A 22,615-nucleotide genomic window follows, 5' to 3' on the forward strand; every position below is an offset into this window, starting at 1 on the left:
ACCGAGAAGCCTCCGATCCCCGAGGCTTCTCACCTCCGCCTCCGCCTCCCCCTTTCCCCTTTCCCCTTTCCCCTTCGGCAGTGTCGTTTCGCCCTTTTTGCCCTTTTTGCCCTTTTGACCTTTGACAGTGCCCCTACCGCACAAACGCCTCCGCCAATCCCCCATCCACGTGCAGTACCTGCCCGGTGATCCGCCCGGTCCGGTCCGAGATCAGGAAATACGCCGCCTCGGCCTGGTCCTCTGGCGTGATCGGCTGCTTCGTGAGGGTGCGCTGGGCATAGAACCCGGCCAGCAGCGCCCTGAGCGCATCGCCCGACGCCTCCGGGTCGAATGCGATGCCGTACTTGGCCAGCGACGCCATCACCCGCTCCTTCGGAAACATCGTCGAGCCCTGGACCACGGTGGCGGGCGCCAGGCCATTGACGCGGACCAGCGGCGCCAGTTCGACGGCGAGCGTGCGCACGAGATGGTTGGCGGCCGCCTTGGAGGCGTCGTAGGCCGCCGATCCCTTCTTGGCGACGACGGCGTTGACGCTCGTCGTGAGGACGAGACTGCCGGGCAGTTGCTGAGCCTCCCAGACCGCCCGACACTCGTCCGCGATCAGATACCCGCCCATCACGTTGATGTCGAAGGTCGTGCGCCACATCGCGTCGGTGACGTGTCCCGTGGCGTCGGGCGTCGGGAAGATGCCGGCGGTGACCACCACGTGGTCGATGCCGCCGTAGGCGAACAGCGCGTCGTGCACGAGTCCCCGGACGCTGGCCCGGTCGGTGACGTCCACGACCGAGCCCACCGCGGGGCCGCACCCGCTGAGACCGCTGCCGGCCACGCCGATGCCCTGCCCGTGCCGCGTCGTCAGCTCGGCGGCGGTGGCGGTGGCCGTCTCCGCCGAGAGATCGGCGCACACGACATGGGCGCCGTCGGCGGCCACGCGATGCGCCACGGCCTTGCCGATGCCGCTGCCGGCGCCCACGACGATCACCACGCGCCGGGCCATGGCCTTCTCCGCCGGCATGCGCTGCAGCTTGGCTTCTTCGAGCAGCCAGTACTCGATGTCGAAGGCCTCCTGCTGCGGCAGGGCGACGTACTCGTCGATCGCCTCCGCGCCGCGCATCACCTCGACGGCGCAGTTGTAGAACTCCGCGGTGACACGGGACTCGCTCTTGTCCTTGCCGAAAGCGATCATCCCCAGCCCGGGAATCAGGATCACCGTCGGATTCGGATCGCGCATCGCCGGCGAGTCGGGACGACGGCAGGCCTCGTAGTAGGCCGCATAGTCGCGGCGATACTGCTCGAGGCCGTCGATCAGGCGGCGCCGCAACCCCTCGATGTCGCTCGTCCCGGGATCCCACGCGACGTACAGCGGCTTGATCTTGGTGCGCAGGAAGTGGTCGGGACACGACGTGCCCAGCTCGGCGAGCCGTGGCGCATCGTGGCTGTTGACGAAGCGCAGGATGGTCGCGTCGTGCTGCAACGTCGCCACCATCCGCTTCTGCGACGACACCAGGCCGCGGAGCCACGGCAGGATCTCGACGAGGACGGCGTCGCGCTGCGCGGCGTCGATGTCGGGGTACTTCTGGCCACCGAACGTGTCCGCCCCCTTGTCGCGCGCCTCGATGTACTCGGCCGCCTTCGTGATGAGCGACAGCGTCAGCTCGTAGCACGCCTTGTCGTCGTCGGCCCAGTTGATCAGCCCGTGCTGCCCGAGGACGATGCCTCGGGCGGACGGGTGGGCGTCCACCACGGACTGGAGTGTGAGGCCGAGCTCGAAACCGGGCCGCTGCCAGGGTGTCCAGACGACGTCGTCGCCGTAAATCTCGCGCGTCAGCCGCTCGGAGTGCCTCGACGCGGCGACACTGATGACCGCATTCGGGTGCATGTGATCGACGTGGGTGGCTGGCACGAACGCATGCAGCGGCGTGTCGATCGAGGTCGCCCGCGGATTCAGGTTGAACGTGCAGTGCGGGTAGAGGCCCACCATGTGGTCCTCGGCCGGGGACTTGACGCCCCGGTCACCCAGCCCGGCGTAGACCTGCTGCAACTGCAGCAGCCGATCCTGGTAGAGCGAGGAGAAGTTCGCGCGCGTGCTCGTTCGCAAATCGCCGCCCGACCCCTTCACCCAGAGCACCTGCACCGGCTGCCCCGTCAGTGGGTCGGTCTCGGTGAGCTTGGCCGAGGTGTTGCCTCCGCCGGTGTTGGTGATGCGCTGGTCGGCACCGAGGATGTTCGAGCGATAGACGAGGCGATCGGCCGGCGACAAGGAGGCCGCGTGCGCGTCGTCCCAGAGGTAGGTCACGTGGGGCATGGTCGGGACACCGGGAATCGGGGGTCGGGAGTCGTCACTGGGAGGGACCGCTCGCCGAGCGGTCCGCACATCACTCGTAGCGTGACAGATAGAAGGTGGTGCCGGCGACGAGGTAGACGACGGTCGCGAGCAGGAGCGCGGCCTGCATGGCCGGCAGCCCCGCCGCGGCGGTGGTCGCGTCGAGGGCGAGCATGCGGAGCGGCAGCCACAGGCACGCCATCAGCGCGGCTGCCGCGACGGCACCGGCAATCGTGCCGACCGGCGAGTTGCGCCGGACCGAGACGGGGGCCGGCGCCATGCCGCGCCGTTCGATGCCGGGAATGCCCGACGCGCCGGCGGGGGCCGGCACGCGAGCGCCTGCGACCGAGGCCAGCGCGATGTAGCTGACGATCGTCAGCAGATACACCGGCACGAACAGGAAGAACAGGTGCAGGACCCCGGCGCGCTCGAGGCCGAGGCCGACGGCAATCGATCCGACCCAGGCCACCAGCGCCGGCCAGTTCAGCGCCTTGCCCTGATGGTGCGCCCAGTACTGCGTCAGCCCGAGGCGCGGAAACATCCAGTGCTCGGCCAGCACGATGGCGCCCGCCGGCGCCAGCAGCAGGCCGTACAGTCCGACGAAATCGAGCAGGCGCGTGAACACGAACGGGAAGCAGGCAATGGCGGTGGTGGCCACGCCCGCGAGCAGCGTGACGCGCGTGCGCGACCAGTTCGGCGTGATCGCCTGCAGCGCCAGGCCGGCCCGATACAGCGTCGGATTCGACGTCGTCCAGCCCGCGACGATGACGGCGATGATGCCGGACCAGCCGATGGTGGCGAACGCGACGGCGCCGGAGTCGAGCGTGGCCAGGGCCTGCTGCAGCAGCAGCGCGGCGCCCGCCCCCATCATCCCGGCGCAGATCCAGGCGAGATAGTGGCCGAGGAACATCCCGACGGCCGTCAGCAGCCCATACGAGCTGCGTCTGGCATAGCGGAACAACGCCATGTCCGACAGCCCTCCGTGCATCGCGAGGTTGCAGATCCAGGCGAAGGCCGCGATCTTCCAGAAGCCCATGGGCGCCGACCCGTCCGGGGTGCGCCCCGTCCACACCACGCGTTCGGCAATGGTGAAGAAGTCGCTGACGCTGGACACACCCGCGAGTCCCGCCTGCTGCGCCAGGCCCGGGAGGGCGACGATGGCGCCGGCGATGAACATGAGGAACATCCACGGCGCACACACGCTGGCGAAGGCGGCCAGCTTCTTGAAGCCCGCCATCGCGAGGCCGACGACCACCGCGCCGACGGCCAGCACCACGAGCACGAAGCGGATGTCGTCCGGATACCAGTGGACCTGCGGGGCGATGCCGAATGGAATACGCACGGCCGATGCCGAGACCGTGATCATGCAGCCGGCGAGGATGCAGAAGAGGACGGCGTTGAGCAGGTTGTAGATGACGGTCAGCCAGGGGCCACCGATGCTGCGCAGGTACCAGTAGAGCGTGAGGCGTGTGCGCACGGCAATCGGCGCGCACAGCAGCGTCCAGGTCAGGACGGCCAGGGCGTTGCCGATGGCCAGGCCGACGAACATGTCGCGGACGCTGGCCCCCCAGTTGACGAACATGACGCCGATGACGAACTCGGTGGCCGCCACGTGCTCCCCCGCGAGGGAGCCCGCGAAGTAGCCGGGACCGACGAGACGGTCCTCGGTCACCGGTTCGCGATCGAACTCGTAGAGCGCGTCGAAGTGCTCGGCGGCCGACGGGGTGGGCATGGGCGGGGAGTGTATACCTCGGGAATCGGGAACCGGCAACGGGCACCGGGCACCGGGCACCGGGAGTGCCCCCATGGCGCGTCGACCTGAAGGTCGACGCCTACAGAGTTGCCCGAAGGGCTCGCCGCTCCTCGGCACCCGTCCGTGCTCCGTGTCTCCGTGCAGCGGCAACGTGCGGACCCGTTCGACGGCTCCGCTGGCGACTGTAGCGGTCGAAGGTCGACCGGCATTCGGCATTCCGCATTCCGGCATTGCGGCATTCGGCATTACACTCGTCCCCCCCGCGGGAGAAGAGATGTCGCACGAGGAGATTGTCGCCGTCGCGCTCGATCAGCTCCGTGTCGAGCTGCCGTCCTGGGGCTTTGCCAATACCGGGACGCGGTTCGGCAAGTTCCTGCAGGCGGGCGCGGCCAGCACGCTCGAGGAGAAGTTCGCCGACGCCGCGCAGGTGCATCGGCTGACGGGCGCCTGCCCCACCCTGGCGCTGCACGTGTTGTGGGACCTGCCGGGCGGCATCCAGGACGTCGCCTGGGTGCGGGCCCTCGAAGGCGAGCACGGCATCCGCGCCGGCGCGATCAACCCCAATCTCTTCCAGGACCAGCGCTACAAGCACGGATCGGTCGGCAACCCCGACCCGGCGGTGCGCGCCGAGGCGCTGGCGCACCTGCGCGAGAGCGTGGCCATCGCGCGCGAACTGGACGTGCGCGACATCTCCCTGTGGTTTGCCGACGGGTCGAACTACCCCGGCACCCAGCCGATCCGGAAGCGCAAGCACTGGTTCGCCGAAGCCCTCGGCATGGTCCACGAGCGGCTCGCGCCGGGCCAACGCCTGCTGGTCGAGTACAAGCCCTTCGAGCCGGCGTTCTACCACACCGACATCGCCGACTGGGGCATGGCCCTCCTCCTGGCGCGCGAGGCTGGCCCGCAGGCCAGTGTGCTGGTGGACACGGGCCATCACTACCAGGGACAGAACATCGAGCAGATCGTCGCGTGGCTGCTCGACGAGGGTCGGCTGGGCGGCTTCCACTTCAACGATCGCCGGTACGCCGACGACGACCTCACGCTGGGCTCGATCGATCCCTATCAGGTGTTCCGCATCTTCCACGAAATTCAGCAGTTCGCGTGGGAACAGGGCCAGCCGCCGGATCTGGCCTACATGGTCGATCAGAGCCACAACCTCAAGGGCAAGATCGAGGCGATGATCCAGACGGTTCGCACCGCGCAGGAACTCTGGGCCAAGGCGGCGCTGGTGCAGCGCGAGGCCCTGGTGGCGCATCAGGCGTCCTGCGATCTGGTGGCCGCCGAACGTTGCCTTACGGACGCGTTCGCCACCGACACGCGGCCGATGGTCACGGCCTGGGCGACGGCCCGGGGCGTGCCGCCCGACCCGTACCGCGCCTTCCGCGAGAGCGGCTACCTCGAGGCCATCACGCGCGACCGTGGCGCCCGCAACCTGTCGTCCGGGGCATCCTACGCGTGAGTCCGACCCTCTGGCGTGTGGCGGCCTGTGATCTGGGGGCCACGAGCGGCCGGGTGATGCGCGCCGACGTGGACACCGCGGCCGGTTCGCTGGTGCTCACCGAGGTCCACCGCTTCCCCACACCCACGGTCAGCACGCCCGACGGCCTGTACTGGGACGCCCCGCGGCTGTTCGACGAGGTCCTGGTCGGGCTCGCCGCGGCCTCGCGTCCCACCCGTCTGGACGCCCTCGGCATCGACACCTGGGGGGTGGACTACGCCCTGCTCGACGAGGCCGGCGAGCTGCTCGGCCTGCCCCATCACTATCGCGACGCGCGCACGGACGGCGTGATGGCGCAGGTCACCACCCGTCTCGGCCGACAGACGCTGTACGACCGCACCGGCATCCAGTTCCTGCCGTTCAACACCCTGTATCAGCTCGTCGCGGACCACCGGGACGCGCCGGAGCGCCTGGCCCGCGCGGCCACGTTGCTGACGATGCCCGACCTGCTGCACGGCTGGCTGAGCGGGGCCCGCGGCGTCGAGTTCACCAACGCCACGACGACGCAGATGGTCGACTGGCGAACGGGCACCTGGGCGTGCGATCTGCTGCAGGCGCTGGACCTGCCGACGCACATGCTGCCGGCGATCGTCGCGCCGGGCAGTCGCCTCGGAGCGCCCACCGCCACCGTCGTGGCACGTGTGCCCTCACTCGATGGCGTCCCCGTGATTGCGCCGGCGTGTCACGACACCGCATCGGCCGTGGCGTCCATCCACTCGGGTGACGGCGTCGCGTTCCTGAGTTCCGGCACGTGGTCGCTGATCGGCACCGAGACGGCCGCCCCGGTCGTGACACCGACGGCCCTCGCGCACAACTTCACCAACGAAGGGGGCGTGGCCGGCACGACGCGTCTGCTGCGCAACATCACCGGACTGTGGATTCTCGAAGGCTGCCTCCGCGGATGGCGCGCCGAGGGCCAGACCTTCACGGTGGAGGACATCATGACCGGCGCGGCGCTGCGACCGGTCTGTCAGTCGGTGATCGACCCGGACGCGGCGGCGTTCCATCGCGCTCCCGATGCCGCCGCCGTGCAGTCCTGGTGTGCGCGCACCGACCAACCCGTGCCGGCGTCGGCCACCGACGTCGCCCGTGTCGTCATCGACAGCCTGGCCCTGGCGTGCGACCGGGGCGTGCGCGCCCTCGAAGCGGTGACCGGGCAGCCCGTCCACACCATCCGCGTGATGGGCGGCGGCGCCCGCAACCGGCTGCTCAATCAGGCGACCGCCGATGCCACGGGGTGTCGGGTCCTCGCCGGCCCTGTGGAGGCCACCGCGCTCGGCAATGTCGCCGTCCAACTGGTCACGCTGGGTGCGGTGCGCTCGCTGTCCGATGCCCGCGCGTTGATCGCGGCGGCGTTCCCGCCAGAGGAGTTCGCGCCGCGCAGCCGGGCGCCCTGGGACGCCGCACAGCGCCGCTTCGCCGCCCTGCGGGAGTCCGAGGCGTAAGCGCGCTACGCCGTGTCGCCGCCCGTGTCCTCGCCGAGCGCGTCCGGGATGTCCCCCGCCGCATCGAGCCACTCGGAGACGACGACGATGTAGCCATCGAGGTCGCGGACCTCGAACTCGACGTCGTGGTAGGGCATGCGTTGCAGGGGACGCACGATCTCGCACGACTCGGACAGGCTGGCGTAGAGCTCGCGGATGCGGCCGCCCGACAACCGGACGTACAGCGCCCAGCCCGGCGTCGGCGCGACCGTGGCCGGGTCCGGTGCGGCGCGCAGCATCATCTCGGCGCCGCCCCGTGACAGCAGCGCGAACTGGTAGGGCGGCCGTTGCGGGAAGGGCGCCACGTCGAAGCCGAACGCGTCGCCGTACCAGCGTGCCGACTGCTCGACGTCGGCAACGGCGAGCACGGCCGTCACGCACACGGGTTCGGCCGCGCGCCGTTCGGCCCCGGTCCAGCCGCCGGCCGGCGGGTCGGCTACCGGGTCGTCGACGGGCCGCGCGTCGAGGTCTTCCTGGTAGGCCGAGAACTCGCGGAGAAACCGCTCGACCGGCTCGATGTTCCAGGCCGGCGGTGGCACGAACGTCTTGCGCGACTCCGGGGCCTCCAGCGTGTCCTGGCCGTAGAGGGCGCGCAGCGCCGCGATGTCGGGGGCCAGCAGCTCCGCCGACCGGGTCTTGAACTCCTCCCACGGCGGGTCGTGCAGCAGCCGCATCTGGCGGTGGATGAGGCGCGTGTACGCCACCGTGATCGTCTCGTGGTAGCGCTGCGGCTGGCCGGCGGAAATGGCCAGGCGCTTCAGGCCGCGGCGCAGCCGGCTGACGGCCTCCTTGAAGGGCGCCGAGCGCAGGCACAGCCACGCGGCGCGGAAGTGGGCCTCGTGGTCGAAGGTGCCCAGGTCCAGCGTCCCGGCGTCGAACTGCTCGAGGAACTCCGCGTCGCTCAGCATCTCTGTATCATGTGCGCCATGCGCATCCTGCGGTGCCTGACCGAGAACGGCCTCACGGTCCACGTGACCGAAGGCGAGATGGGGAGCTATCACCTGCTCTCCGGCAACCCCTACGACGGCTTCACGGCGACCCAGTCGCACGTCCACGTGGCGCGCATCCTCGCGCCCGTGGAGCCGGTCATGATCTGGTGCATCGGCCTCAACTACCGGCGCCACGCCGAGGAGACCGGCGCGAAGATTCCGGAGCAGCCGGTGGTCTTCGCCAAGGGCCCGAACACGGTACAGCATCCGGGAGGCGCCATCGAACTGCCGCGCCACCTGGCCAGCGACCAGGTGGACTACGAGTGCGAGCTCGCGGTCGTCATCGGCAAGGCCTGCAAGAACGTCGCGCCCGAACACGCCCTCGACTACGTGCTCGGCTACACCTGCGCCAACGACGTCAGCGCGCGCGACTGGCAGATCAAGCGCGGCGGCAGTCAATGGAGCCGCGGCAAGACCTTCGATACCTTCGCGCCACTCGGCCCGGTGCTGGTCACCCCCGAAGACATTCCCGACCCCAACGCCCTTCGCATCCAGACGCGGCTCAACGGCGAAGTGGTTCAGGACTCCAACACCTCGGACATGATCTTCGACGTCCGCCAGATCATCTCGTTCCTCAGCGGCAGCACGACCCTGCTCCCGGGGACGGTCATCCTCACCGGGACGCCCGAAGGCGTCGGCATGGCCCGCACGCCGCCGCGCTGGCTCGCTCCCGGCGACGAGGTGAGCATCGAGATCGAGAAGATCGGCACCCTCACCAATCCCGTCGTGCTCGAAGGCTCGGGCCAATAGATGGCGGTCGCGGCGCCCACCACGCTGGCAGGCCGACTGTCCCAGCTCGGGCCCGGCCTGATCATCAGCGCTGCGATCGTCGGCTCCGGCGAACTCATCGTCGTCCCGAAACTCGGGGCGACGACGGGCTTCGCGCTGCTGTGGTTCCTGGTCCTCGGCTGCGTCCTCAAGGTCTTCGTCCAGATCGAACTGGCGCGCCATGCCATCGCCCACCAGGAGACGACGCTGGCGTCCCTGGACACGCTGCCGGGACCGCGCTGGCGGGTGTCGTGGGTGCTCTGGGCCTGGATGCTGATGTACTGCGGGACGGTGCTGCAGGTCGGCGGCATCATCGGTGGCATCACCCTGATCTGCGGCATGCTCGGCCTCGCGTGGCCCCCCTGGGTGTGGCTGGTGCTGACGACCGGCTCGGGTATCGCGCTGCTGGTGTCGGGCCGCTATGGTCCGGTCGAGCGGTACTCGACGGTGATGGTGGCCATCTTCACCCTCGCCACGGTGGTCGCCGTCGGCGCGCTGCACTGGACCGAGTTCCGCGTCACGCCGGCGCAGTGGGCCGAGGGCCTCTGGCCGACGCAACCGGCGGCGTTCACCCTGGCCTTCGCGGCGTTCGGCGTGACCGGGGTCGGCGCCTCCGAGCTGATCTACTACCCGTACTGGTGCCTCGAGAAGGGGTACGGCCGCAACGTGGGGCCGCCGCCAGACGGCGGGGCCTGGAGTGCCGGGCGCGGCGCATGGGTGGCGCGGGCGAAGGGCTGGCTCGGCGTGATGCGGCTCGACGCCTTCGTGTCGATGATCATCTACACGCTGGGCACCGTGTCGTTCTACGTCCTCGGAGCCGCCGTGCTCCACCAGACGGCGCGCGACGTCCCCGACAACGAGCTGCTCGGCCGCCTGGCCGACATGTATCGCCAGACGCTCGGCGAGTGGAGTCACACGCTCTTCCTCGTCGGCGCGCTGGTCGTGCTCTACTCGACGTTCTTCGTGGCGACGGCCTCCAACGCCCGGCTGCTGGTGGATGCCGGCGGCCTGCTGGGCCTCCGCGCCGCGGGACGCACCACCGAGGAACGTCGCGCCGCCGTCCAGCGGGCCTGCGTGCTGCTGCCCCTGGCCTCGGCCACGGCCTTCGTCGTCGCCGGCAATCCCGTGGCGCTGGTGTTGATCGGCGCGGTCGGTCAGGGGCTCATGCTGCCCCTGCTGGCGGGCGCCGCGGTGTACTTCCGCCATCGCCGCCTGCCGCCCGACCTGGCGCCCTCGCCTGCCTGGACCGGCGCGCTCTGGACCTCCGCCCTCCTCATCGCCATCGTCGGCCTCTATCAGCTCATCCGGACGATCGGGTTGATCTGAAACGGGCTCACGGCTCAGGGCTCAGGGCTCAGAGGGGACGGCCCAAGGCTCAGGGCTCAGGGCTCAGGGCTCAAACAGCACAGCTCAGGGCTTCCGGCTCACGGCTCAGAGGGCACGGCCCAAGGCTCAGGGCCCAAGGCCCAGGGGTTCAGCGGGCCTGGGAGTGGCGTGGCGGGTCGACGGGTGTCAGACTTTGCGCGGCAATGCGTGACACCGCGGCACGGCACTGTCTCGGGCGACCGCCGGCAGTGCTCGCCGCTGGTCGAGCAGTGCCTGGAGGACGCCGACTCGTTGTGAAACGAGTGGCGACCGTGCATGGCCATCGTCGAGGGCGGCGGCCGTGCCGGGCTTCCCGGGCCCGATCCGGTCCTCATGCAGCGGGTGGCCGCGTGGTCGGGGATGCGGGCACAATGACCCGATGCCGATGTCCCTCTTATGATTGAGGCTGTGACTCGCCTGCGCCGCTGGCTCCCCGGCTTGCTGATCGTCTCCGCGACGCTGCTCGTGACCGTTGCGGGCGCCCAGCCGACGGCGCAGCCACCAGCGCAGTCGTCCGGCGCGACGACTCGACGCGTGTGGACGGTCCTGACCGCGGCCGGGTCGCAGCCGCTGCCCGTGGCCGTGGTCAACGGACGCGAGTACGTCAGCAGCGCCGACATCACGGGGCTGTTCGGCCTGGTGTTGCGGGAGGACCGAGCCGGCGGGTTGGTCATCACGATGGGAGGCCGGACCGTCGTGGTGTCGCTCACGCAGGGGCTCGCCTCCGTCGACGGTCGGGTCGTCAGCCTGCCGGCCCCGCCGGTCCGGCAGGGCAGCACGTGGCTGCTGCCCATCGAGCTCATCGAGCGTGCCCTGGCGCCTGGATCGACGCCGCGCATCGACGTCCGGCGGCGTTCCTCGCTCATCGTCATCGGATCGCCCAGCGTGCCCGCGATCACGGCGCGCGGCGAGGCGCTGCCCACCGGCACGCGCCTGACCTTCCTCGTCGTCCCGGCCGTCCAGCACACCGTCGTCAACGAGAACGGGCGCCTGCTCGTCCGCTTCGCCGCCGACGCGCTCGACGCCGACCTCTCGGAGGTCGGGAGTTCGCAGGTCGTCACGGGCGCGCGCGTCGTGGCGCCCTCGACGATCGAGATCGGGCTCGGGGCGCCGTTTGCCAGCTACCGGGCCGCCGAACAGCGCGAGGGCGCGCAGCTCCGCCTGACGGTGGACATCCTGGCCGCGACGCCGGCGGCGCCGCCGACCGACGTCACCGCCCCCGGCCAGACAGACGCCGGCCAGATCGCGCCGACCGAGATGCCCCCGCTGCTGCCCGAGTCCACCGGCCTGCGGACGGTCGTCCTCGACCCGGGCCACGGCGGCACGGAGCTCGGGGCCCGCGGGCCGTCGGGCACCCTCGAGAAGAACGTCGTCCTGGCGATTGCGCGCCAGCTCAAGGCCGCGATCGAGGCGCGGCTGGGCATCCGCGTGCTGTTGACGCGGAGCGCAGACGAGACCGTGGCGCTCGACGCGCGCGCGGCCTTCGCCAACAACAACAAGGCCGATCTGTTCATCAGCATCCACGCCAACGCGTCGGTGCGGTCGTCGGTCACCGGCGCCGAGGTCTTCTACGTGACGCTCGGCGAGTACGGCAACAGCGCGCGCGGCAATGCCGCCGAACCGGGGGCCCTGCTGCCGACGCTCGGGGGCGGCCAGCGTGCCGTGGACCTGATTCTCTGGGAGATGGCGCAGGCGCAGCACCTCAACGAGTCGGCCCGTCTCGCTCGCACCATCGAAGGCGAGATGCGGCAGCGGATCCCGATGTCGCCCCGCGCCATCCAGCAGGCCCCCTTCCGCGTGCTGGTGGGCGCCAACATGCCGGCGGTGCTGGTGGAAACCGGCTTCATCACGAACCCCACCGAGGAGAAGCGCCTGAGTTCGCCGGAGTACCAGTCGCAGATCGTCAGCGCCCTGCTGGCGTCCGTCGTGCGCTACAAGGCCACGAGCGAACGCGTCGGTGGTGCCCCGACGCAGCAGCAGGACCCGCGCTGATGCGGCGACCGCTGATCGTGGGGCTGCTCGGCGCGATGACCGCCGTGCTCATCGGCATCGCGGGCCTCGTCTTCGTCCCCCGGTGGTTTGCGCCGGCCACCGTCGAGGTGCCGCGTGCCGAGGACGCCGACGCAGCGGAGGCCACCGGACGCATCCGCGCCAGCCTCTACTACGTGGCTGAGGACGGCCTGCACCTCACGGCGGTGGACGCCGACGTGCCGTACGGCGCCACGCCTGCCGAACAGGCCCGCAGCCTGGTCGAGGCTCAGCTGCTGGCAGCCCCGACGCCCCTGGCGCAGGCGATCGCCGAAGGCACGAAGGTCCGCCAGATCTTCGTCGCCGACGACGGCACGGCGTTCGTGGACCTGTCGAAGGAAGCCGTGGCCAACCACCGGGGCGGCAGCCTCGACGAACTCTTCGCCGTCTACGCGATCGTCAATGCCGTGACGGTGAACCTCCCCGCCATCAAGGGCGTGCAGATCCTGGTGGATGGCCAGGAGGTGGAGACCCTGGCCGGCCACGTCGACCTGCGCCATCCCCTCGCGAAGAACATGCGGTGGGTGGAGGTGGCAGGCGCCCCGACGAGGACGGAGGAGGGAGGAGAGAGGACGGAGGTAGGTCCGAGGAGCCAGGACGGAGGGGTGGCGCCAGCGCCACAGCCAGCGGCACAGCCGGTGCCGCCACCCGCTGCCCCATCGGTACCCGTCTCGCGGCCCAGCCCTCAGCGCTGAGCACGGTCCCGACCCGGCCATGGCCCGCGGCGCGCGCCCCTCCTTCTTCCTTCTTCCTTCCTCCTTCTTCCTTCCTCTACCCTCGCCCCTCCGTCCTACCTCCGTCCTCTCTCCTCGTTCCTCCGTCCTCCCTCGTCCGGGCTGTAAACTGTCCTCACATGCCACGCTCTGACGGCCGCGCCAACGACGCCCTTCGCCCCTGCACCATCACTCCCCACATCTCCCTGCACGCCGAAGGCTCGTGCCTGATCGAAAGCGGACGCACGCGCGTCATCTGCACCGCGAGCGTCGAGGATCGCGTCCCGCCGTTCCTGCGCAACAGCGGCAAGGGCTGGGTGACGGCCGAGTACGGCATGCTGCCGCGCGCCACGACCACACGCGTGCAGCGTGAGTCCACGGCCGGCAAGGTCGGCGGACGCACCCAGGAGATTCAGCGCCTGATCGGCCGGTCGCTGCGGTCGGTGGTGGACATGAAGGGGCTCGGCGAACGGACGATCTGGGTCGATTGCGACGTCATCCAGGCCGACGGCGGCACGCGCACGGCGGCCATCACCGGAGGCTTCGTCGCGATGGTGCTCGCGATGCAGCACATGCTGGAGGCCCGGCAGATCAAGGAGATCCCGGTGAAGGACTACCTGGCGGCCACGAGCGTGGGCGTGGTGGTCGGGGTGCCGATGCTCGACCTCGCCTACGACGAGGACTCCAACGCCGACGTCGACATGAACGTGATTCGCACCGGCGACGGGCGCTTCATCGAGGTGCAGGGCACGGCCGAGAAGGAGCCGTTTCCGCGCGCGGTGCTGGACCAGCTCCTCGACCTCGGCAGCAAGGGCATCGACGAGCTGATCGCGCAGCAGGCCGTCATCGTCGGCACGCTGCTCAAGGTCGCCCCGCCGACGCAGCCATGAGCACGACGACACGCCTGCTGGTGGCGACCAGCAACCCCGGCAAGATGCGGGAACTCGCGGCGCTGTTTGCCGACGTCCCGTGTACGTTGGTGTCGCTCGCCGATCTGCCGACGGCCATCGAGCCCCCCGACGAGACCGGGGAGACCTGCGCCGACAACGCGCGACTGAAGGCCACGGCATACGCCATGGCCTCGGGGCTGCCGTGCCTGGCCGAGGACTCGGGCTTCGAGGTCGAGGCGCTCGGTGGCGCGCCGGGCGTGCGATCGGCGCGCGTCCCCGGCGCCGATGACGCCGAGCGCAATGCGTGGGTCTACGCGCAGCTCGATGCGCGCGGGAGCCGGGAGTCGGCCGCGAGGTTCGTGTCGGTGCTGGCGCTGGCCAACGCGGACGGCACCATCCTGCACGTGGCCGAGGGCGAGGCCGCGGGCGTCATCGCCGCGGAGCCGCGCGGAGACCACGGGTTCGGCTACGACCCGCTGCTGTTCTACCCGCCGCTCGGCCGCACGTTCGCCGAGTTGACGCAGGTCGAGAAGGCCGAGGTCAGCCACCGAGGGCGCGCCTCGCGCCTCATGCACGACTGGATTCGCACACACCTCGACGCCCTGAGCCCTGAGCCCTGAGCCCTGAGCCTTCAGCGTGAGCCTTGAGCCCTGAGCCCCGTATGACTCGTCCCCTGTGGTTCGGCATCGCGATGTTCAGCGCCTTCGGCTCGATCTATGCGGGCATGTTCGGCGTGCCCTGGTTGCAGTTCCCGCTGATCGGCGTGGCCGTGGTCGCCGTCGTGCTGGCGCTGCGTGCGCCGACCCTGCCGCCACCCGACGACCCGCGCAAGAAGCCGTAGCGGCGCACCAGAAGACGTCGTTGCGATCGGGGGGTGACCGTCGGACAAGTCCGACGGGGTCGACCGTCGACCTGAAGGTCGACGGCTACGTGTGGAGACGAGGTCGACGGCTACACGCGGCGCAACTGGACCTGCTCGACGAGGTGACGGGCGCCCTTGGTGAGAATCAGGTGGGCGCGCATGCGCGTCGGCTCGATGTTCTCGCGCAGGTTGGGTTCGTTGATCTCGGTCCAGATCCGCGCGGCGGTCTCGCGAGCCTGGCGGTCGTCCAGCGACGCGTACCGGTGGAAGTACGAATCGGGATCCTGGAACACCGTCTCGACCAGCCGCAGGAAACGGGCCACATACCACTGCTCGATGTCGCGCTCGTCGGCATCGACATAGATCGAGAAGTCGAAGAAGTCCGAGGCGAACAGCTGATCGGTGTCGCGCTGGTGCGGCGGCGCCTGCAGCACGTTGAGCCCTTCGACGATGACGATGTCGGGCTGCTGGACGGTCTGGACCTGTCCGGGGACGATGTCGTAGCGCTGGTGCGAATACACCGGCGCATGGACTTCCGGCACGCCGGCCTTGACGTCGGCCAGGAACCGGACGAGACGCGCCCGGTCGTAGCTCTCCGGGAATCCCTTGCGCTTCATCAGCCCGCGGCTCTCGAGCACCGCGTTCGGGAAGAGGAAACCGTCGGTGGTCACCAGATCGACCGAGGGGTGGTTCGGCCACCGCGACAGCAGCGCCTGCAGGATGCGCGCGGTGGTGCTCTTGCCCACGGCCACGCTGCCGGCCAGGCCGATGATGAACGGCACCTGCTCCCCATCGTTGCCGAGGAAGGTCTGCGTGGTGCGATACAGCCCCTGCGACGCGCCGACGTACAGGTTCAGCAGCCGCGACAGCGGCAGGTAGATCTGCACGACCTCGTCCATCGAGAGGGCGTCGTTGAGCCCCCGCAGCGCGGTGATGTCGGCCTCCGACAGCGTCAGGGGCGTGCTGTCGCGGAGGTGGGCCCACGCGGCGCGGTCGAAGGTCAGGAACCGCGAGAGCGCGGTGGCGGCAATGGACATGAAGGCCCGTTCGGCTGTTTCAGAATGGCGTCCGGGCCCTCCGATGTCAAAGCCCGACCTCGAGACGCGGGATGGCGCGGGGGTCAGGCCCCCACGTACACGCGGAACAGATTCGTGTCGGCGTATCCCATGCGGGCGTAGACGGGGCGGCCGGCCGGTGTCGCGTGCAGGACGGTCCGTTGGACGCCCCACTCCCGGCGCGCGTCGGCCAGGGCGCGGCGCATGACGGCGTCGGCGTAGCCCTTGCCCTGGTGGCCGGGCCGAGTGGCGACGAGGCAGACGTAGGCCGTCTGGTCGACCGGCGTCACCGAGGCCGTCGACACCGCCTCGCCATCGACGTAGCCGACCACGCCCACCATGTCGACCCAGAGGCGCTCGACGCCCGTCGCCGCATGCATCAGGTCGCCCGGCATGGCGTAGCCCTCGCCGTTGATGTCGGCCACCGCGCGACGCGTCGCCTCGTCGGTCACGGCGCGGTACTCGAGCGTCGGCAGGGGGCGCGCCGAGGGCTGGAGGGCGGGCGCCACCATGCCGGTCATCGGCATCATGAACTGCAGGCCGGCGGCGGCCGTGATCGCGTCGAGATGGGCCCGCAGGGGCTCGGCCACCAGGTCCTCGGCCGGCATGAACACCCAGGGCAGGCCGCGGCGTCGGAAGTGCGCCGCGGCCGCCTCGATGCGCCGCTGGAGATCGTCCTCGTCGCTCGCCAGGGTGGTCAGGAACGCGGCGTTCATGAACGCGAGGGGTGAGCGGGCATCGGTGAGGAGCAGGCCGTCCTGCTCGATCACGCCCCCGCCGGGCAGCGCGCGGGCGAAGTAGCGCCAGGCCCGCTGGATCTGCCGATGCGAGTCGGCCACGAGGGCCTCCGGCGTGTCTGGCACGTGCGACATGGGGCTCTTTCTGGCGGGTCGGCCCGCCGGCATGGCTGCGGAGCGTCGAGGACGAGCCGAAGCATAGTCCAGCTACGGGCCGCCGTGCCGCTGCGCCATCTGCGCGCGCAGTTCCTGAATCTCCTGGCGCAGGCGGCGAAGCTCGCCGAGGTCCTCCTCGCGCTGCTCCTCCGTGCGCACCGGCTCCATGAACCAGGACGCCAGCAAACCTGAGAGGACCCCGACCAACCCCACGCCGGCGCCCATCAGCACCGCAGCGATGACGCGTCCTTCGGTGGTCACCGGATAGCGGTCGCCGTAGCCGACGGTCGTCAGCGTCGTCGTCGCCCACCACAGCGCGTCCTCGGCCGTGAGGATGTTGGACTGGGGCGCGTCCTCGACGGTCAGGATCAGCACCGCCGCGGACACCAGCACCAGCAGCAGCGTCAGCGCCGCGGCCAGCACCGCACTCTGACGACGCCGCATCAGCACCACTTCGGTGAGGATCATCGAGGCCCGCACGCCGCGCAGGAGCCTGAGCAACCTGGCGATGCGCGCCGCCCGCCCCCACCGTGCCGCGTCGAACACCGGAATGCTCGAAACGAGGTCGAGCCAGCCCCACGTGTACATGTAGCGCCACTTGTCGGGCGCCCGGCGCAGCGTGACGAGAAAATCGCCGAAGAACAAGGCGCAGACGATCGTGTCGGCCACCTGCAGGATGCCGCGCACCTCCGCGGGCGGGCGGGCGATGACCTGGACGGCGACCCCCATGAGGGTGACGATGCAGAGGACGAGCATGAACAGCTGGTAGGCCGGTGACTGGGGGCGCAGGGTGGTCAGGGGCACGAATCCTCCGGGAACGGCGTATTGTAGGGGCGCCATGCCCGATTCCCTCGATCGTCGTTCGTTTCTGAAGACTGCCTCGGCCGGCCTCGGTGCCAGCCTCGTCGCTCCTGCCCTGGCGTCGGCCGCGCCGGCCATCCGCCTGCAACCCGGGGCCGCCGCCGACCGCGTGCGGGTCGCCATCATGGGCGTCAACAGCCGTGGCGCGCAGCTCACGCGGGCGTTCCTGAACACCCCCGGCGCCGCCATCACCGCGATCTGCGACGTGGACACGCGCGCGGCGGCGCGGGCCATCGAGCTCGTGTCGGAGGCCGGCGGCGGCCGGCCGCGCGCCATCCCCGACGTGCGCAAGGTCGTCGAATCGCCAGACGTCGACGCGCTGGTCATCGCCGCGCCCGATCACTGGCACGCACCGGCGGCCATCCTCGCGCTGAACGCCGGCAAGCACGTGTACGTGGAAAAGCCGTGCAGTCACAACCCGCGCGAAGGCGAGGTGCTCGTGGAGACCCAGAAGCGCACCGGCAAGGTGGTGCAGATGGGGAACCAGCGGCGCTCGTGGCCCAACGTGCAGAAGGCGATCGCGCTCGTGCACGGCGGCCGCATCGGACGCGTCTACAACGCACGCACCTGGTACGCCAACGCCCGCACGTCGATCGGCCTCGGCAAGCCGGCGCCGGTGCCGCAGTGGCTCGACTTCGACCTGTGGCAGGGCCCGGCCCCGCGTCGCCCGTTCCTCGACAACGTGGTGCACTACGAGTGGCACTGGCGCTGGCACTGGGGCACCGGCGAGTCGGCCAACAACGGCACGCACATGTTCGACCTCGCGCGCTGGGGCCTGCAGGTGGAGCACCCGACGCGCGTGACGTCGGCCGGCGGCCGCTACCACTACAAGGACGACTGGGAATTCCCCGACACGCAGATCGTGACGCTGGAGTACCCGGACCGCAAGATGGTGAGCTGGGAGTCGATGAGCGCCAACGGCTACAAGCCGCAGGGCAACGGCGTCGGCGTGACGTTCCATGGCGAGCAGGGCTCGCTGATGATCGACGGCGACGGCTACACGATCTACGACCTGAAGGGCACCGTCGTCGAGGAGGTCAAGACCGACCCCGGGGCGTCGACCAGCCAGGTCGGCCCGGCCGTGCGCCTCGACGCACTGCACACGGCCAACTTCCTCGACGGCATCCGCGGCAAGGCGACGCTGTTCACGCCGATCGACGGCGGCCACGTCAGCACGATGATGGCGCACCTCGGCAACATCGCCTGGAAGACCGGCCGCACGTTGACGTGCGACCCGGCCACCGGACGCATCCAGCAGGACGCCGACGCCATGAAGCTGTGGGGGCGCGAGTACGAGCAGGGGTGGGCACCGAAGGGCATCTAGGGATGCCGGATGGGGTGCCGTGGCGCAGCGATTCGCGCCACCCGCACAGAAGAGAGACACGACGGCCGGGCGGCTTCGCTCGGCCGTTCGTTTTTTACGTCAGCTGTAGCTAACTTGCGGTTTACTTCAGCCGCGCTCTCGCATAGATCTGAAGCCGTGCACTGTGGCGATGCCCACGCGCCATGACGCGCGTACGGACGAGTTCGCCGGAGGGAGCCGGTTGGTGGCAGGGACGAATGGCGCAGGACCCGCCCGCTTCGGGCCGTCGGTCTCGACGGGCATCGCAGGGCTCGACGACATCCTCGGCGGTGGTCTGCCGCAGGGCCACATGTACCTGCTCGAAGGCGAGTCGGGCGCCGGCAAGACGACCGTCGGCATGCAGTTCCTGCTCGAAGGCCGACAGCGCGGCGAGCGGACGCTCTGGATCAGCCTGTCGGAAGCCCAGCGCGAGCTCGAACTGATTGCCGCGTCGCACGGCTGGTCCCTCGACGGCATCGTCGTGGCCAATCCGGCCTCCCCCGCCCGCGAACTCGACCCCGAGCAGCAGTACTCCTTCTTCTCGCCCGGCGACGTCGAACTCGACGACATCCGCAATGCCATCGTCGCGGCCGTCGAGCAGGTCCGGCCGACGCGGGTCGTGTTCGACCCGTTCTCCGACATCCGGCACCTCTCGCGCGATGTCCTGCGCTACCGGCGTCATGTGCTGGCGATGCGCGAGCTGTTCACCAGCTGCGGCTGCACGGCACTGCTGATGCAGGAGATGACCACCGGCGCAGGCGGTGATCTGCAGGCCGAGGCGCTCGCGCACGGGTACATCACGCTGCAGCAGGACTCGGCCGAGTACGGCGGCCAGCGGCGCCGCCTGCGGGTGCACAAGATGCGCGGCATCCCGTTCCGCGACGGCTACCACGACTTCGCCATCCGCACCGGCGGCGTCGAGGTCTACCCGCGCCTCATCGCCGCCGAGCACTTCGAACCGATGCCGACGACGACGCTGGCGAGCGAGGTGAAGGCGCTGGACGCCCTCGTCGGGGACGGACTACGCCGGGGGTCGAGCACGCTGCTGATGGGACCGGCGGGCGTCGGCAAGAGCATCATCGCGACGCAATATGCGGTGTCGGCGGCCCGGCAAGGCGAGACGGTCGCGATCTTCATCTTCGACGAGACCGCGCGGTCGTTCGTCGAGCGGAGCACGCGCCTCGGGCTCGACCTGGACGAACTCTCCGCGCGTGGCCACGTGCGGCTGCGACAGGTCGACGCCGCGGAGTTCTCGGCCGGCGAGTTCACGCACATGGTGGCGCAGGCGGTGGCCGACGGGGCGTCGATGGTGGTCATCGACAGCCTCAGCGGCTACCTGAGCGCGATGCCCGAGGAGCGGTTCCTCTCGGCGCACCTGCACGAGCTGCTCACCTTCCTCAGCCATCGCAACGTCGTCACCATCCTGACGCTGGCACAGCACGGCATCCTCGGCGCGCAGCTGACCTCGCCGCTCGACATCAGCTACCTGGCCGACACGGTGCTGCTGTTGCGGTACTTCGAGGCGTTCGGACAGGTCCGGCGCGCCATCTCGGTGGTCAAGAAGCGCACGGGCGCGCACGAGGTCCTCGTCCGGGAGCTGCAGGTCGACGCCCAGGGTCTGCACATCGGGCCACCGCTGGCCGACTTCGAGGGCGTGCTCACCGGCAACCCGCGCTTCACGGGCGTGCAGGGCGACCTGTCGCGTGTCCGGACATGAGCGACGCCCGCGTCGTCGTGTGGGCGCCCGGCCGCGACGGCCAGCTCACGTGCGACGTCCTGCGCGACCGCGGCTTCGCCTGCCTGCTGACGCGCACCTGGGCCGAGGCGATGGCGGCGCTGCAGGAGGGCGCCGGCACGCTGCTCATCGCCGGCGAGTTGCTGACGGGCGACGTCACGAGCAGCCTCGAGCGCCTGCTCGAGGCGCAGCCCCCCTGGTCGGACCTGCCGATCATCGTGGTAGGCGCCGATGGCGAGGACCTCAATGCGCCGCATCCGCTGCAGTCGCTCGGCAACGTCTCGTTGCTGCCGCGGCCGCTGGTGCTGCCGACGCTGACGACGACCGTGCAGGCGGCGCTGCGGGCGAGGGGGCGTCAGTACCAGATGCGCGACCTGTTGCAGCAGCGCGACGAGTCGGCCCAGCGCAAGGACGAGTTCCTCGCCATGCTGGCCCACGAACTGCGCAACCCGCTGGCCTCGCTGCGCACCGGGCTGCAGGTGCTGCGCCTCTCGCCCAACGAGCAGATGGCCGAGCGGATGCAGCACCTGATGGAACGACAGCTGGCCAACGTCACGCGTCTGGTGGACGACCTGCTCGACGTCTCGCGCCTGACGCGTGGCGTCGTCACGCTCAAGTGCCGCCCACTGGATGTGCGTGAGGTCGTCCATCAGGCCTGTGAAGCCGCCGGGGCCGCCGCACGCGAGAAGGGACTCGACCTGACGCGGGAGGTGCCGGACCGCCCCCTCGTCGTGATGGCCGATCCGGTGCGCCTCGATCAGATGGTCGGCAACCTGCTCACCAACGCCATCCGCTTCACCCCGCCGGGCGGGCACGTCCACGTGCGCGCCGCGCGTGTCACCGGCTCCGTGCAGATCCGCGTCCGGGACACGGGGCAGGGCATCCCGCGCGACCAGTTGTCGAGAGTGTTCGACCTGTTCGCGCAGTCCGAGCGCCCGCTGGACCGCGGGCAGGGCGGCCTCGGCATCGGCCTGACGGTCGTGCGATCGCTGGCGTCGCTGCACGGGGGCACGGCGTCCATCGCCAGCGACGGCGACGATCAGGGCACCGAGGCGACGATCACCCTGCCGCTGCACGCCGACGTCGTCGCGCCGCTGCCAGCGCCGGAAGCACCGGCGCATGAGGGTGAACGGCGTCGCGTGGTGATCATCGAGGACAACGCCGATGCGGCCGAGGCGCTCTCGGTGTACCTGCAACGGATCGGCCACGACGTGACCGTCGCCCGCGATGGGTTCGCGGGGCTCGACGCCGTCCAGCGCCATCGCCCGCATGTGGTCATCTGCGACATCGGCCTGCCCGAGCTCGATGGCTACGAAGTGGCCAGGCGCCTGCTGGCGCAGGGACTGCAGCAACGCTGCGTCCTGATTGCCGTCACCGGCTACGGCGACGTGGTCGATCGCGCCCGCACCCGCGCCGCCGGCTTCTCGCACCACCTGACCAAGCCCGCCGATCCGGAGACGCTGGCGCGCCTGGTCGAGCAGAGCGACGCGGCCTGCGCCTGACAGCCGGCGACATTGGGTAGGGCCCGTTCTCCGACCTGTCCGCCGCAGCCGTGGCGGAGGTGGAACGGGCCGTCAGCGTCAGGTCAGTCCACGTAGGCGACGCAGTCGATCTGGATGAGGACGTGCGCCCGGCCCTGTTCATCGACACCGCACCCGCTGTAGGAGCGCGCCGGCGGCGGGTCGGGGAAGTGGCCTCGGTACCCCTCGTTGACCAGCGGCAGGTTACGGTTCGGGTCGGAGATGGTCATGTGCACCTTCAGCACGTTGGCCATCGACGAGCCCGCCTGCTCGAGCAGCGCACGCATCGCTTTCAGGGCGCTGTCGGTCTGCACCCGTGCGTCACCGGGCTCGGCGCGATCCTCGGGATACCAGCCGCCGATCCCGGCAAGGAACAGCAGCGGGCCGGAGCGGATGCAGTGGGACAGCAGCGGGTTGCGCGTCGCGCGGTCGGCCCGGTTGATGGCGACCTTCTTCGGCGTCCAGCCCGCCGCGACCGGGCCGGGCGATGAGGCGGCCGTGGGCTGCCCCTCAGGGGCCGTGGCGGCCGCCGCGGC

General features: G+C 70.4%; 19 protein-coding genes. 12 read left to right on the forward strand and 7 right to left on the reverse strand.

Annotation, left to right across the window (positions count from 1 at the left end; all coding sequences use genetic code 11):
• Positions 1–133: 133 nt before the first annotated feature.
• Positions 134–2,305: a bifunctional rhamnulose-1-phosphate aldolase/short-chain dehydrogenase gene (locus Q0C41_RS20025; RefSeq protein WP_291986724.1), complete on the reverse strand. Its 2,172-nt coding sequence runs from the start codon at positions 2,303–2,305 to the stop codon at positions 134–136.
• A gap of 70 nt (positions 2,306–2,375) precedes the next feature.
• A complete protein-coding gene (locus tag Q0C41_RS20030) occupies positions 2,376–4,055 on the reverse strand; it encodes a hypothetical protein (RefSeq protein WP_291986726.1) in 1,680 nt (559 codons plus the stop codon).
• A gap of 295 nt (positions 4,056–4,350) precedes the next feature.
• Between Q0C41_RS20030 and Q0C41_RS20035 the strand changes: the two genes are divergently transcribed.
• Both Q0C41_RS20035 and Q0C41_RS20040 read left to right on the forward strand, forming a co-directional pair.
• On the forward strand, positions 4,351–5,535 hold the full coding sequence (locus tag Q0C41_RS20035) for a TIM barrel protein (protein WP_291986728.1): 1,185 nt from the start codon (positions 4,351–4,353) through the stop codon (positions 5,533–5,535).
• Complete coding sequence (locus Q0C41_RS20040) at positions 5,532–7,019, forward strand: rhamnulokinase family protein (RefSeq protein ID WP_291986730.1); 1,488 nt, start codon at positions 5,532–5,534, stop codon at positions 7,017–7,019. The genes Q0C41_RS20035 and Q0C41_RS20040 overlap by 4 nt, the downstream gene beginning before the upstream one ends.
• A 5-nt stretch (positions 7,020–7,024) precedes the next feature.
• Here the strand turns inward: Q0C41_RS20040 and Q0C41_RS20045 are convergent, their stop codons facing one another.
• The gene (locus Q0C41_RS20045; RefSeq protein WP_291986732.1) at positions 7,025–7,966 is read right to left on the reverse strand and encodes a VOC family protein; all 942 of its coding nucleotides are present in this window, start codon (positions 7,964–7,966) and stop codon (positions 7,025–7,027) included.
• An 18-nt stretch (positions 7,967–7,984) separates the two neighbouring features.
• On the opposite strand from Q0C41_RS20045, the gene Q0C41_RS20050 reads away from it, so the two are divergent.
• The 7 genes from Q0C41_RS20050 to Q0C41_RS20080 all read left to right on the forward strand — a co-directional run bounded on the left by Q0C41_RS20050 (position 7,985) and on the right by Q0C41_RS20080 (position 14,652).
• Positions 7,985–8,797 (forward strand): fumarylacetoacetate hydrolase family protein, encoded by an 813-nt coding sequence (locus Q0C41_RS20050; protein WP_291986734.1) that lies wholly within the window; start codon positions 7,985–7,987, stop codon positions 8,795–8,797.
• A complete protein-coding gene (locus Q0C41_RS20055; protein WP_291986736.1) occupies positions 8,798–10,141 on the forward strand; it encodes an Nramp family divalent metal transporter in 1,344 nt (447 codons plus the stop codon).
• Positions 10,142–10,588: 447 nt separating this feature from the next.
• Complete coding sequence (locus Q0C41_RS20060) at positions 10,589–12,172, forward strand: N-acetylmuramoyl-L-alanine amidase (RefSeq protein WP_291986738.1); 1,584 nt, start codon at positions 10,589–10,591, stop codon at positions 12,170–12,172.
• Positions 12,172–12,903: a GerMN domain-containing protein gene (locus Q0C41_RS20065; protein WP_291986741.1), complete on the forward strand. Its 732-nt coding sequence runs from the start codon at positions 12,172–12,174 to the stop codon at positions 12,901–12,903. The genes Q0C41_RS20060 and Q0C41_RS20065 overlap by 1 nt, the downstream gene beginning before the upstream one ends.
• A 158-nt stretch (positions 12,904–13,061) precedes the next feature.
• Positions 13,062–13,811: a ribonuclease PH gene (gene rph, locus Q0C41_RS20070; protein WP_291986743.1), complete on the forward strand. Its 750-nt coding sequence runs from the start codon at positions 13,062–13,064 to the stop codon at positions 13,809–13,811.
• Complete coding sequence (locus tag Q0C41_RS20075; RefSeq protein ID WP_291986745.1) at positions 13,808–14,431, forward strand: non-canonical purine NTP pyrophosphatase; 624 nt, start codon at positions 13,808–13,810, stop codon at positions 14,429–14,431. Before rph ends, Q0C41_RS20075 begins: the two co-directional genes overlap by 4 nt.
• Before the next feature lie 41 nt (positions 14,432–14,472).
• Positions 14,473–14,652 carry a hypothetical protein gene (locus Q0C41_RS20080; protein ID WP_291986747.1) on the forward strand — a complete coding sequence of 60 codons (180 nt, stop codon included), beginning with the start codon at positions 14,473–14,475 and terminating at the stop codon, positions 14,650–14,652.
• 110 nt (positions 14,653–14,762) lie between these two features.
• Here Q0C41_RS20080 and coaA read toward each other — a convergent pair whose 3' ends face one another.
• From coaA to Q0C41_RS20095, 3 genes are all read right to left on the reverse strand, one after another.
• Positions 14,763–15,710, reverse strand: a complete 948-nt coding sequence (coaA, locus tag Q0C41_RS20085) for a type I pantothenate kinase (protein ID WP_291986749.1) — start codon at positions 15,708–15,710, stop codon at positions 14,763–14,765.
• A gap of 83 nt (positions 15,711–15,793) precedes the next feature.
• Positions 15,794–16,600, reverse strand: a complete 807-nt coding sequence (locus Q0C41_RS20090; protein WP_291986751.1) for a GNAT family N-acetyltransferase — start codon at positions 16,598–16,600, stop codon at positions 15,794–15,796.
• 72 nt (positions 16,601–16,672) lie between these two features.
• On the reverse strand, positions 16,673–17,461 hold the full coding sequence (locus Q0C41_RS20095; protein ID WP_291986753.1) for a potassium channel family protein: 789 nt from the start codon (positions 17,459–17,461) through the stop codon (positions 16,673–16,675).
• Between Q0C41_RS20095 and Q0C41_RS20100 the strand changes: the two genes are divergently transcribed.
• The 3 genes from Q0C41_RS20100 (at position 17,460) to Q0C41_RS20110 (ending at position 22,061) form a co-directional block, all read left to right on the forward strand.
• Positions 17,460–18,806 carry a Gfo/Idh/MocA family oxidoreductase gene (locus tag Q0C41_RS20100; RefSeq protein ID WP_291986755.1) on the forward strand — a complete coding sequence of 449 codons (1,347 nt, stop codon included), beginning with the start codon at positions 17,460–17,462 and terminating at the stop codon, positions 18,804–18,806. The genes Q0C41_RS20095 and Q0C41_RS20100 overlap by 2 nt on opposite strands.
• Positions 18,807–19,029: 223 nt before the next feature.
• On the forward strand, positions 19,030–20,541 hold the full coding sequence (locus tag Q0C41_RS20105) for an ATPase domain-containing protein (RefSeq protein ID WP_291986757.1): 1,512 nt from the start codon (positions 19,030–19,032) through the stop codon (positions 20,539–20,541).
• Positions 20,538–22,061 carry an ATP-binding protein gene (locus Q0C41_RS20110; protein ID WP_291986760.1) on the forward strand — a complete coding sequence of 508 codons (1,524 nt, stop codon included), beginning with the start codon at positions 20,538–20,540 and terminating at the stop codon, positions 22,059–22,061. The genes Q0C41_RS20105 and Q0C41_RS20110 overlap by 4 nt, the downstream gene beginning before the upstream one ends.
• Positions 22,062–22,144: 83 nt before the next feature.
• On the opposite strand, the gene Q0C41_RS20115 is transcribed toward Q0C41_RS20110, so the two are convergent.
• On the reverse strand, positions 22,145–22,615 hold a 471-nt coding region (locus Q0C41_RS20115), incomplete at its 5' end, for a Rid family hydrolase (RefSeq protein WP_291986763.1).

Origin of the sequence: Luteitalea sp. (genome assembly GCF_022842525.1) — a bacterium.
Classification (GTDB): Bacteria; Acidobacteriota; Vicinamibacteria; order Vicinamibacterales; family Vicinamibacteraceae; genus Luteitalea.

What these genes read in the sequence shown, in the direction of transcription:
- Q0C41_RS20025 (WP_291986724.1), bottom strand. Translation starts at nt 2,305, where the DNA reads ATGCCCCACGTGACCTACCTCTGGGACGACGCGCACGCGGCCTCCTTG.
- Q0C41_RS20030 (WP_291986726.1), bottom strand. Translation starts at nt 4,055, where the DNA reads ATGCCCACCCCGTCGGCCGCCGAGCACTTCGACGCGCTCTACGAGTTC.
- Q0C41_RS20035 (WP_291986728.1), top strand. Translation starts at nt 4,351, where the DNA reads ATGTCGCACGAGGAGATTGTCGCCGTCGCGCTCGATCAGCTCCGTGTC.
- Q0C41_RS20045 (WP_291986732.1), bottom strand. Translation starts at nt 7,966, where the DNA reads ATGCTGAGCGACGCGGAGTTCCTCGAGCAGTTCGACGCCGGGACGCTG.
- Q0C41_RS20050 (WP_291986734.1), top strand. Translation starts at nt 7,985, where the DNA reads ATGCGCATCCTGCGGTGCCTGACCGAGAACGGCCTCACGGTCCACGTG.
- Q0C41_RS20055 (WP_291986736.1), top strand. Translation starts at nt 8,798, where the DNA reads ATGGCGGTCGCGGCGCCCACCACGCTGGCAGGCCGACTGTCCCAGCTC.
- Q0C41_RS20065 (WP_291986741.1), top strand. Translation starts at nt 12,172, where the DNA reads ATGCGGCGACCGCTGATCGTGGGGCTGCTCGGCGCGATGACCGCCGTG.
- rph (WP_291986743.1), top strand. Translation starts at nt 13,062, where the DNA reads ATGCCACGCTCTGACGGCCGCGCCAACGACGCCCTTCGCCCCTGCACC.
- Q0C41_RS20075 (WP_291986745.1), top strand. Translation starts at nt 13,808, where the DNA reads ATGAGCACGACGACACGCCTGCTGGTGGCGACCAGCAACCCCGGCAAG.
- Q0C41_RS20080 (WP_291986747.1), top strand. Translation starts at nt 14,473, where the DNA reads ATGACTCGTCCCCTGTGGTTCGGCATCGCGATGTTCAGCGCCTTCGGC.
- coaA (WP_291986749.1), bottom strand. Translation starts at nt 15,710, where the DNA reads ATGTCCATTGCCGCCACCGCGCTCTCGCGGTTCCTGACCTTCGACCGC.
- Q0C41_RS20090 (WP_291986751.1), bottom strand. Translation starts at nt 16,600, where the DNA reads ATGTCGCACGTGCCAGACACGCCGGAGGCCCTCGTGGCCGACTCGCAT.
- Q0C41_RS20100 (WP_291986755.1), top strand. Translation starts at nt 17,460, where the DNA reads ATGCCCGATTCCCTCGATCGTCGTTCGTTTCTGAAGACTGCCTCGGCC.
- Q0C41_RS20095 (WP_291986753.1), bottom strand. Translation starts at nt 17,461, where the DNA reads ATGGCGCCCCTACAATACGCCGTTCCCGGAGGATTCGTGCCCCTGACC.
- Q0C41_RS20110 (WP_291986760.1), top strand. Translation starts at nt 20,538, where the DNA reads ATGAGCGACGCCCGCGTCGTCGTGTGGGCGCCCGGCCGCGACGGCCAG.